Origin of the sequence: Microbispora siamensis (assembly GCF_016863095.1) — a bacterium.
Taxonomy (GTDB): Bacteria; Actinomycetota; Actinomycetes; order Streptosporangiales; family Streptosporangiaceae; genus Microbispora; species Microbispora siamensis.
This window is the reverse complement of record NZ_BOOF01000015.1, coordinates 76,305-86,472: the sequence shown is the minus strand read 5'-3', so window position 1 is coordinate 86,472 and position 10,168 is coordinate 76,305. Positions and strand designations below refer to the sequence as shown.

At 71.7% G+C, this 10,168-nt stretch carries 9 protein-coding genes and 1 pseudogene; 5 read left to right on the top strand and 5 right to left on the bottom strand.

The features are described 5' to 3' along the window. From Msi02_RS15625 to Msi02_RS15615, 3 genes and pseudogenes are all read left to right on the top strand, one after another. Positions 1–632, top strand: a 632-nt coding sequence (locus Msi02_RS15625; protein WP_239108433.1) for a GTP cyclohydrolase IIa, incomplete at its 5' end; no start/stop codon positions are given. 37 nt (positions 633–669) lie between these two features. Continuing rightward, positions 670–1,632: an EamA family transporter gene (locus tag Msi02_RS15620; protein WP_204049025.1), complete on the top strand. Its 963-nt coding sequence runs from the start codon at positions 670–672 to the stop codon at positions 1,630–1,632. Between the two features lie 277 nt (positions 1,633–1,909). Continuing rightward, positions 1,910–2,344: pseudogene (locus tag Msi02_RS15615) on the top strand (Clp protease N-terminal domain-containing protein); the annotation flags it as partial. A gap of 8 nt (positions 2,345–2,352) precedes the next feature. Here Msi02_RS15615 and hisC read toward each other — a convergent pair. Together hisC and Msi02_RS15605 are read right to left on the bottom strand one after the other, a co-directional pair. Continuing rightward, a complete protein-coding gene (hisC, locus tag Msi02_RS15610) occupies positions 2,353–3,417 on the bottom strand; it encodes a histidinol-phosphate transaminase (RefSeq protein WP_204049023.1) in 1,065 nt (354 codons plus the stop codon). Positions 3,418–3,486: 69 nt separating this feature from the next. Continuing rightward, positions 3,487–3,963, bottom strand: coding sequence for a hypothetical protein (locus Msi02_RS15605; protein ID WP_204049022.1), 477 nt, complete (start codon positions 3,961–3,963; stop codon positions 3,487–3,489). Positions 3,964–4,099: 136 nt separating this feature from the next. Here Msi02_RS15605 and Msi02_RS15600 point away from each other — a divergent pair, with 136 nt between their 5' ends. Both Msi02_RS15600 and Msi02_RS15595 read left to right on the top strand, forming a co-directional pair. Further along, complete coding sequence (locus tag Msi02_RS15600; RefSeq protein ID WP_204049021.1) at positions 4,100–6,205, top strand: glycoside hydrolase family 6 protein; 2,106 nt, start codon at positions 4,100–4,102, stop codon at positions 6,203–6,205. A 52-nt stretch (positions 6,206–6,257) separates the two neighbouring features. Continuing rightward, positions 6,258–7,046, top strand: a complete 789-nt coding sequence (locus tag Msi02_RS15595; RefSeq protein WP_204049020.1) for a polysaccharide deacetylase family protein — start codon at positions 6,258–6,260, stop codon at positions 7,044–7,046. Here Msi02_RS15595 and Msi02_RS15590 read toward each other — a convergent pair. From Msi02_RS15590 to Msi02_RS15580, 3 genes are all read right to left on the bottom strand, one after another. Beyond that, entirely contained in the window at positions 7,025–8,254 is a 1,230-nt protein-coding gene (locus Msi02_RS15590; RefSeq protein WP_204049019.1) for an acyltransferase family protein, read from the bottom strand. The genes Msi02_RS15595 and Msi02_RS15590 overlap by 22 nt on opposite strands. A 232-nt stretch (positions 8,255–8,486) precedes the next feature. After that, positions 8,487–9,143 (bottom strand): NUDIX hydrolase, encoded by a 657-nt coding sequence (locus Msi02_RS15585; protein WP_079314646.1) that lies wholly within the window; start codon positions 9,141–9,143, stop codon positions 8,487–8,489. A gap of 172 nt (positions 9,144–9,315) precedes the next feature. Then, positions 9,316–9,903, bottom strand: coding sequence for a hypothetical protein (locus Msi02_RS15580; protein WP_204049018.1), 588 nt, complete (start codon positions 9,901–9,903; stop codon positions 9,316–9,318). Positions 9,904–10,168 lie beyond the last annotated feature (265 nt).

The following is a 10,168-nucleotide window of genomic DNA, read 5'->3' as shown; positions in this document are numbered from 1 at the left end:
GGGAGCCGGTACGGCGGGCCGCGCCGCGTTACTGGCGCGACGAGCTGCGGCTGTCGCTGCACCGCCTGCTGGTGCAGGAGGCCAACCGGATCAACGCGAGCGTGTGGCCGATCGACGACCACAGCTACCTCGTGGTGGCGACGAAGGGCTCGATCGCGACGGCCACGGACGGGTTCCGGGTGCTGCCGTTCGCCGCGCGGATCCGCGAGGAGCTGGGCCTGGCCGTCGAGGTGGGTGTGGGGATGGGCCGCACCACGCACGAGGCCGAGACGCACGCGAGGGGCGCGCTCGCCCGCACCCAGGGCGGCAAGCAGCCGCAGGGCTTCGCGGTGGACCGGGAGGGCCGCGCACTGGTGCCGCCGCCCCGGATGCCGCCCCAGCCGGGCGGGCCGGTGAAGCCCAAGGGGGTCGAGGTGCTGGCGCGCCTGGCCGCCAAGCTGGAGGGCGGGGACACGGTCGTGGACGCGGAGGGCGCCGGGCGCATGCTCGGAGTGACCCCGCGCACGGCCAGGCGGTTGCTGCGCACGCTGGTTGACGAGGGACTCGCGTGGCCGCTCCCGCCCAACCGCACCCCCCAGCCCGGCCGGCCGCGACAGCTCTACCGGCTGATCGTGGAGAAGCTGAACCGGTAATCACCGTCCATAAGCGACAGGTCTATTGTCATGACCCATGGAACGAAACGGTCATGACGTACGGGTGTGGCTGGCGCTGGCGGCCGTGTACGTGGTGTGGGGCTCGACGTACCTCGGCATCGCGATCGCCATCCAGACCCTTCCGCCGATGACGAGCGGCGGGCTCCGTTTCGTCGCGGCGGCGCTGGTCCTCGGCACGGTCCTGCTCGTCAGGGCCGTGCCGTTCCAGATGACGTGGCGGCAGTTCGGCGGCGCCGCGCTGGTCGGGCTCCTGCTTCTCGCCGGAGGCAACGGCATGGTCGCCGTGGCCGAGCAGCACATCTCCAGCGGTCTGGCCGCGCTGCTCGTCGCCTCCACCCCGCTGTGGCTGATCGTGCTCAGGACGGTCTTCAGGGACCGGCCGCACGTGCTGACGCTGGCCGGCGTGCTGGTGGGCTTCGCCGGAGTCGCCTTCCTCTCGCTCCGGGGCGGTGGCGCGTCCGGCAGCGGAGTGGGCATCACCGTGGTGCTGCTGGGCTCGCTGTCGTGGTCGGTGGGGTCGTTCATCTCGCCGCGGATCCCGATGCCGGCCAACCCCTTCGTGGCCAGCACGGTCGAGATGGCGGTGGGCGGCGGCGCACTGCTGGTCATGGGCCTCGTGCAGGGCGAGCGGCTGCACGTCGGCGCGGTGAGCTGGCAGTCGTGGGCGGCCCTGGCCTACCTGGTGCTGGTGGGCTCCCTGGTGGGCTTCACCTCGTACATCTGGCTGCTCGGCCACGCGCCGATCTCGCTCGTGTCCACCTACGCGTACGTGAACCCGGTGGTGGCGGTGATCCTCGGGATGGCGGTCCTGTCCGAGCCGGTCACCGCGGCCATGCTCGTGGCGGGAGCCCTGATCGTCGTGGGGGTCGCGCTGGTGGTCTCCACCGAGCGCCGTGGCCGGACCGCGACGCCGGCGGCGGAGGAAACCCCCGCGGATTCCGGACGCGTCGCGGCGTCCCGGCCGACCACCGAATCGTGATACCGAACCGGCTCGATGAAGCGCGAGAGCGAGACCGGTAATTCGAGGCCGTGACCGAATCGGCCGATTGATTTCGCTGCGATCCGCCGATTATCCCGCGATATTCGCATTGGTAAATCCACGGGTCCCGCGCGCCTCGCGGAGCCCGCAGCGGTCGGCCGAAGCGGCAGAGATCTACTACCGTCAACCACAATCCACTCACGACAGCAGAAACCACGTAGACAACTATTCATCGGACCCCGGATGGGTTCACTGACCGCTTTGCGAGGAGCCGCGGATGTTCGAGAAGCTCACCAACCGAGCACGACGTGTCGTCGCCCTGTCCCAGGCCGAGGCCAGGATGCTCGACCACGACTCCATCGGCACCGAGCACATCCTCCTCGGTCTGATCCACGAGGGTGAGGGCGTGGCCGCCCAGGTTCTCCTGGGCCTGGGTCTGACCCTCGAGGACGTGCGCCTCCAGGTCAAGGAGATCGTCGGCCACGGCCGGCCCGCCACGCCGGAGCCCCTTCCGTTCACCCCGTCGGCCGGCGAGGTCCTCCGGATGTCGAACCAGGAGTCCGAGCAGCGCGGCCTCGACTACATCGGCACCGAGCACATCCTGCTCGCGCTCGTCCGCGATCGCGAGAGCGTGGCGGCCCAGGTCCTGGTCAAGCATGGCGCCGACCTCGACCAGGTGAGGCGGACCACGGACGAGCTCGTCCAGCAGTACCTGGCCCGTTAGGAAGCCTGCCGGAACGCCTCGGCGGCGGCGAGGAAGACGTCGTTGGCCTCGCGGTCGCCGATGGAGATCCGGGCGCCCTCCCCGTCGAACGGGCGCACGGCGACGCCCACGGCCGCGCACTTCGCGGCGAACTCCATCGTCCGCTCGCCGAGGCGCAGCCAGACGAAGTTGGCCTCGGTGGGCGGGACGCTCCAGCCCTGCGACAGCAGCGCCTCCCTGACGCGGGTGCGCTCCTTGATCACGGTCTCGACCCGCTCCTGCAACTCGTCCTCGGCGTGCAAGGACGCGATCGCGGCCGCCTGGGCGAGGTGGTTGACCGCGAAGGGCAGCAGCGTCTTGCGGACGGCGGCGGCCACCGGCTCGTGCCCGATGAGGTAGCCGACCCGCAGCCCCGCCAGGCCGTACGCCTTGGAGAACGTGCGCAGGACGGCGACGTTGGGGCGCTCGCGGTAGAGCGTGAGGCCGTCCGGCACGTCCGCGTCCCTGACGTACTCCCGGTAGGCCTCGTCGAGGACGACGGTGACGTTCTCGGGCACGCGGTCGAGGAACCGCACGAGCTCGTCGGCCCGGTTCACCGTGCCGGTCGGGTTGTTGGGGTTGCACACGAAGACCAGGCGCGTCTCCGGCGTGATGGCGTCGGCCATGGCGTCGAGGTCGTGCGTCTCGTCGCGCAGCGGCACCTCGACCGCGTTGGCGCCCGAGAGGCCGACCAGCAGCGGGTAGGCCTCGAACGAGCGCCAGGCGTACACCACGTCGGCGCCGGGCTCGCCGACCGCCTCCAGGATCTGCTGGGCGACCGCCACCGATCCGGCGCCCAGCGCGACATGGTCGTACGGCACGCCGAACCGCTCGGCGAGCGTCTCGGTGAGCCGGACCGCGCCGGGGTCGGGGTAGCGGTGGACCTCCGTGGCCGCCCGCGCGATCGCCTCCACCACCGACGGCAGGGGTCCGAAGGGGCTCTCGTTGGAGGACAGCTTGTAGGACCGGCCGTCCGGGGAGACCACGGCCTTGCCCGGCTTGTAGGCCGGCATGGTGTCGAGGATCGAGCGGAATCGAGGCATGTCCTAACGATAGGAGATCCGCCTGTTCGCGCGGCACCCCGCACACCCCCTGTGGATGACGCGCCGGCCCTACTTGTAGTAGGCGTAGAGCGTCTTCCAGGTGCCGGCGTACTGGCAGTTGAGGGACGGCTTGGCGGCCTTGGTCTCGGAGCAGGTCTTGAGCTCGACCTCGCCGACGTTCCTGACGGTGAAGGCGAAGGTCTTCTTCGCGCCGTACGAGCAGGTGCGGTAGTTGCGGTAGGCCAGGTGCGGCTGGTTGGCGGCGTCGAAGTAGCTGACGCGGAACAGGGCCCAGCCGCAGGTGGACGCCTTGTGGGTCAGGCTGGTGACGCTGCCGGTGACCTTGACGTACGGCGCGGGCCTGCTCGGGTCGTCCTTGGCCGCGGCGGTCAGCGAGCCGCTCACCTTGGCCGCCGACCCGGCCGCGTAGTAAGGGCCCCAGGGCTTGGGCGCGGCGGCCTGGGCCGCCGTGGCGGTGGCGAGCGGGGCGAGGGCGAGGATGCCGGCCGCGAGCGTGATGCCTGCCAGGGAGCGGGTGAGGGTCATGGCTGGGGTCCTTTCTTCGTTGTTGCGAGCAGTTTGTCCCGGGGTGCTTTCAAGGCCCTTGACGCTCGCTGTACCTCGCTGGTGGGCCGGGGATCGCGTGGTTAGGATCACGCGGTAACCGGCGAGCGGGGAGAGCATGACGAGCGGCGCGGAGGACGACGGACCGCGGGACGGCGATCCCCTGCGGATCGGGCCGTTCCGCATCCTCGGCAGGCTCGGCCAGGGCGGCATGGGCACCGTCTACCTCGGCCGGGACGACGAGGGCCGCGACGCGGCGGTCAAGGTGATCCACCCGCAGTGGGCGGCCGACCCCGACTTCCGGCGCAGGTTCCAGCGCGAGGTCGCCGCCGCGCAGCGGGTCGCCCGCTTCTGCACCGCCGCCGTCCTCGGCGCGGGGCTGGACGGCGACGTCGCCTACCTCGCCACCGAGTACGTCCCCGGGCCCACCCTGCAGGAGGTCGTGCGGGAGCGCGGGCCGCTGTCGGGGTCGAGCCTGGAGGCGGTGGCGGTCAACGTGGCCGTGGCCTTACAGGCGATCCACAGCGCGGGGGTGATCCACCGCGACCTCAAGCCGTCGAACGTGCTGCTGTCGCCGGTCGGTCCCAAGGTCATCGACTTCGGCATCGCCCATGTCGCCGACGCCACCGCGGACATCAGCGGCATCGTCGCGGGAACCCCGTCCTTCATGTCGCCCGAGCAGGCGAAGGGCGACCGGCTGACCCCGGCGTCCGACATCTTCGCCTGGGGCGCCCTGGTGGCGTACACCGCCTCGGGCCGGGCGCCGTTCAGCGGCGGGTCGATTCCGAGCATCCTCTACCGGGTGCTGCACGAGCCTCCGCACATCTCGGGCCTCGACCCCCGGCTGCGGTCGATCGTCGACCTGGCGCTGGCGAAGGACCCTGCCCTGCGCCCCACCGCGCAGCGGCTGATCGAGATGCTGACCGGCCACGAGCCCATCGAGCCCGCGCCGGAGAGCGTACGGCAGGACGTCACGCAGCACCGGGCGGACATCGCGGCACCGGCGACGGCGACGACGGCGGCGGGAGGGACGGGCCGCCGGTCGCGCCTGGGCGCCGGAATCGCCGCCGCCGCCGCCACCGCCGTCGTGGTCACGGCGGGCGTGGTCGTCGCCGTCCGGGCGACGTCGTCCGGGGACCCCGGGCCGTCTCCCCAGCCGCCGGCGGTCACCACCGCGAGCGCCTCCGGCGGCAACCCGCTGCGCGGGCAGGCCGTACGGCTCTACGCGAGCCCGACCGGCGACGAGGCGCACCAGGCGGACGTCTGGCAGGCGGCGGGCCGGGCCGGTGACGCCGCGCTGATGCGGAAGCTGGCCGCGGTGCCCAGGGCCGTGTGGCTCGGCCCGACGGACGCGGCCGAGGCCGCCCGTACGGCGAGCGCCACTCTTGAGGCCGCGGCGCGGCAGGACGCGGTTCCGGTCTTCGTCACCGACCACATCCCGCTGCGGGCGTGCAACGAGGACGGCGGCGCGGCGGACTCGGCGGACTACCTCGCCTGGATCGACGCGCTCGCGTCGGCGGTCGGCGACCGCAGGGCGGTGTTCGTGCTGGAACCGAACAGCCTGGCGGAGTTGCCCGGCTCGCCGGACTGCTCGCTGGGCGACGCCGCCGACCAGCGCGCCAGGCTGCGCATGCTCGCCTCGGCCGTCAAGCGGCTCGGCGCGCTGCCGAACACCGCCGTCTACCTCGACGGCAGCCTGGACGGCTGGCCGTCGCCTGAGGTCACCGCGACTCGGCTGGTCGATGCCGGGATCGCCGACGCGGACGGCTTCTACCTCAACGTGTCCGGATATCAGAGGACCGACCAGCTCGTCGCGTACGGCACCCGCCTCGCCGCCTGTGTCACGACCAAGTCGTCGGCCCGCGGCCGCGCCTGCGCCGACGCAGGGACGGACGCGGGGACGGCCGGGCTCCCCCACTTCGTGATCGACACGAGCAGGAACGGCAAGGGCGAGTGGACCCCGCCCGCGGGCAGATACAAGGACCCTCAGGACTGGTGCAACCCGCCGGGACGCGGCGCCGGTGTACGGCCGACCACCCGCACCGGCGGCGCGCTCGTGGACGCGTACCTGTGGGTGCGGCCGGCCGGCATGTCCGACGACCGGTGCGACCGCGGCGAGGGCGGCCCCACGGACCCGGTGTACGGCGTCGTCCCGCCTTACGGAGGCACGTGGTGGCCCGAACTCGCCCTCCAGCGGGCCAAGAACGCCGTTCCGCCGCTTTGACGAGCGGTTCGGCAAATTTCGGATTCGAAGACAAGCAGTAAGATCCAGCGGCATGTGGCGGAAAGCGAGAATCGTGATGGCCGGCGCCTGCGCAGCCGGCGTGTGCGTCGTCCCCACCGCGGCCGGACCCGCGACCGCCGCGACCACCGAGGCGGTGGCCGTGACCGCGAAGGCCGCGACCCCGGCCGAGGTGAAGAAGGCCGAGGTGAAGAAGAAGGACGAGCCGTACTGCGCCCGGTACAAGTGCATCGCCCTCACCTTCGACGACGGCCCGTGGCCCTACACCCCGGCGCTGCTCGACACGCTGAAGAAGCACAAGGCGAAGGCCACCTTCTTCCTGCTCGGCAGGAAGGTCGCCTACCGTCCCGAGCTCACCCGGCGGATCTACGAGGAGGGGCACGACATCGGCAACCACACGTGGACCCACCCCTCGCTCACCAAGCTGTCCGACAGTGAGGTGCTCGAAGAGGTCTCGAGCACCTCGAACATCATCAATCAGACGATCGGCAAGATGCCGGATTACATGCGCCCGCCGAACGGCGCGACGGACTCCAGGATCGCGAGTCTCATGGCCGACCTCGGGCTGCCGCAGATCCTGTGGACGGGGTCCACGCTCGACTGGCAGGCCCGCGACACCAAGGTGATCGCCAAGCGCACGCTGAAGCTCGCCAAGCGCAACGGCGTGATCCTGCTGCACGACATCGTCCCCGAGACGGTCAAGGCCATGCCGGGCGTGCTCACCGCGCTGGAGAAGCAGCACTACAAGTTCGTCACGCTGACGACCCTGCTGCAGGGCCGCACGCTGCGCCCCGGCGAGGTCTACCCGCCCCGCGGCAAATAGGAGGCTCCGGGCGTCGTCTCCGCGTACGGCGCCGGCGAGGAGACCGCCGCGGGCACCGCTGTGGGCACCGGCGCGGGTATCGAGGACACGGGAGAGACGGCCGCCGTCTCCGTCAGGGGGACGCGGCCGGCGTCGGCCGTGAGCGAGCGGTCGAGGGCCGCGCGCATCCGGGGCTGCAGGGGCCGCTCGACCAGCCGGTGCACGGCGTACGCCACCAGGAGCGCGGCGGCCACGGCCAGCGGGAGCGTGAGGCGGTTGCCCAGCGCCGGGTGAAGCCACTGGATCAGCAGGAACCCGACGTGGTGGTGGAAGAGGTACAGCGGGTAGGTCAGCGCGCCGAGGAAGGTGAGCCACCGCCAGTCGATCCGGTCGAACGCGCCGAGCGCCACGAGGATCATCACCAGGAAGATCAGTGAGATCACACCCACCACGAGCGCCGAGCCCAGCGCCTGCCCGTATTTCCGGACCGCCGTGGGCTCCCCGTCCAGCGCCGTGTAGAGCCCGAGCGTCCAGCCCACGCCCACGAACAGCCAGGGGAACAGCGACCCGCCGAAGCGGTGGACGAGATAGAGGGCCATCCCCGCGATGAAGTACGGCGCGCTGAACGGGACGAGCACCGCCTGCAGCAGGTCGGCGTTCACCCGGTCGGCGATCGCCAGCAGCAGCACCCATGCCCCCATGAAGGCCAGGCACCGGCGGTAGGTGATCCCCACGGCCGCGAGGCAGGCGATGAGGGCGTAGAAGACCAGTTCCTGCCACAGCGTCCAGTAGACGATCTCCAGGTCGCGTACGCCGAAGCCGTGCTGGAGCATCGTGATGTTGGCCAGCAGTTCGGTGAGGCTCGGCCGGTGATCGGTGATCAGCCCGCCGACGGCCAGGCCGCCCAGGGCGAGCACGCTCGCCCAGTAGGCCGGGAACAGCCGGGCGATCCGCGACGCCGCGAAGTGGCCGGGCGTGCGGCCCCAGGCGCTCATGAGGATCACGAATCCGCTGATCAGGAAGAACAGGCGCACGCCGTACACGCCGAACATGGTCACGGCGCTCAGCGCGGGGAAGGCGTTGGGCGTGCCCCAGGCGCGCGTCTCGCCGAAATGGAAAAGGACGACGCCGAGGGCCGCGCAGAACCGCAGCAGGTCGAGCACGCGCAGCCGGGACGGTCCGGAGGGAATGGCCTGCGCATCGGAGATGCGGGGGGCCGCAGCCAGCATAGGCCGGAATATATCCTGAAAGATCCCTGTGAGTCGGACCATTCATCATCGACTGTCCGGGTCTCCCGGTCCGGATGCTCAGGAAACCTGAGGACGGTCACGGGCAGAACGGCGCCTGGTCACCGCCTGCAAGGAGCGTCTGCCTGCCAAGTCGACCAGAGGGGCGGGGCGGAGCGGCTGGGAGCGAGTAGCACGTCCACCCGCCCGGCCAGGCGGCCGGTCCGGCGGCCGGTCAGGTGCGCAGCATGGGCGGGTGCAGCAGAACGGCGGGGCCTCGGCGGTAGAGCATGGCGGGACGGCCGCCGTCCCGGGTCGTGGTACGCCCGGTGGGCACGAGGAAGCCCTCCGTCTTGGTGACCTTCCGGTGGAAGTTGCGAGGGTCGAGCGGTCGTCCCCAGACGATCTCGTAGACGCGGCGCAGCTCCGCGACGGTGAACTCGGGCGGGCAGAAGGCGGCGCCGAGCGAGGTGTATTCGAGCTTGCCCCTGGCCCGCTCCACGCCGTCGAGCATGATCCTGCGGTGGTCGAAGGCCATCTCCGTCAGCTCGGCCACCGGCTGCCAGCTCATGTGGGCCTCGGTGGACGCGGGCAGGTCGGGGGCGAGGCCGAGGTAGGCCACGCTGACGACCCGCTGGCGCGGATCGCGGTCCGGATAGCCGTAGGTCTGGAGTTGCTCCAGGTGGACCGGCGCCCCGGGAAGGCCGGCCCGTTCGGCCAGCACGCGGGCCGCCGCGGCGGGAAGATCCTCCTCCAGCTTGATGAAGCCGCCGGAAAGCGCCCACCGGCCCTCGTACGGCGGCCGGTCGCGCCGCCAGACGAGGGCGCTGAGCTGCTGGGACCTGACGGTGAGCACGACCAGATCCACGCTGACCGGGATGCGTGGGATCATGTCCAGCACGCTACAGGACGCGGGCCGCGACTCGGGCCGTCCGGAGCCAGCCGCTCCGGCCCCGCGCGGGAGCTTCATCACCGCTCCACATCCCCGTAACCCGAATGCGCGTCCCCGGCCCAGCACGATCGATACAGCGCGGCCGATGCCGGGCGACGCACGGCCGGGAACGTCAGAGCGCCTGCGTGGGCTTGACGTAGGTCACCCGGAGGTTCAGGTAGGCCGCCACGCCGGCGTCGTGGCCGCGTACGGCGAGCAGGTTGCAGCAGTCGAGGTAGGTCGCGGGCACCACGACGTCGATCGCCCCGGCGGCGCACTTGCCGCTCTTGACGCTCTGCACGAGCTGGCCGTTGAAGTAGACCTGCGCGTCGTTGTCCACCGTGCCCTGGATGCGCACGGCCTGCGCGTCCCTCGGCAGGTGCAGCCAGTGGCGCACCAGGATGTCGGTGTCGACCGCCCACGGGGTCTTGACGTTCGTCTGGTTGTTCCACGGGCAGGTCCCGTTGGTGGTGCCGAAGCCCGCCTGCCCCGTCGGCCACGCGCTGTCGTCGAATCCCCGCTGGGCGAAGCCCGGCACCTGGGTCGTGGGGGGCACCTGCAGGTAGGTCCAGCCCGTGCTGTAGTAGTCGAGCGCGGTGACGACGGTCGCGCGCCCGCTCGCGGCCTGGGCGGCGGTGGCCGCCGGGGCGGCCAGGGCCGTCGCGGCCACCAGCACGCCCGCCGCGAGACCTGCGGGCAGGAGGTGACGAAGTCGGTTCATGTGCGGTCTCCTTGTCGATCGTCGGACGCCCTGTGGACGACGCCGTGCGGCGGGCATCTCGAAGCGGCGTGGACGGGCCGGACGTCGCGCCGCCATCGGCGGCGGCGCAGGCAAAGGAGATCAGCGGGCGGAGCCGGGCCAAGGCGAGCCCCGCCGCGGCATTGTCCGTTCCTTGCGCGGACATTGCCCGGCCCAGGGGGACGGGATTCGGGAACGCGCGTCCGGCTGGGCCCGCGGCAGGAGGCGGCTCCGGAGGGAGACCCTC

Coding starts and splice junctions, on each gene's coding strand:
- Msi02_RS15620 (WP_204049025.1), top strand. CDS start 670: ATGGAACGAAACGGTCATGACGTACGGGTGTGGCTGGCGCTGGCGGCC.
- hisC (WP_204049023.1), bottom strand. CDS start 3,417: ATGCCTCGATTCCGCTCGATCCTCGACACCATGCCGGCCTACAAGCCG.
- Msi02_RS15605 (WP_204049022.1), bottom strand. CDS start 3,963: ATGACCCTCACCCGCTCCCTGGCAGGCATCACGCTCGCGGCCGGCATC.
- Msi02_RS15600 (WP_204049021.1), top strand. CDS start 4,100: ATGACGAGCGGCGCGGAGGACGACGGACCGCGGGACGGCGATCCCCTG.
- Msi02_RS15595 (WP_204049020.1), top strand. CDS start 6,258: ATGTGGCGGAAAGCGAGAATCGTGATGGCCGGCGCCTGCGCAGCCGGC.
- Msi02_RS15590 (WP_204049019.1), bottom strand. CDS start 8,254: ATGCTGGCTGCGGCCCCCCGCATCTCCGATGCGCAGGCCATTCCCTCC.
- Msi02_RS15585 (WP_079314646.1), bottom strand. CDS start 9,143: ATGATCCCACGCATCCCGGTCAGCGTGGATCTGGTCGTGCTCACCGTC.
- Msi02_RS15580 (WP_204049018.1), bottom strand. CDS start 9,903: ATGAACCGACTTCGTCACCTCCTGCCCGCAGGTCTCGCGGCGGGCGTG.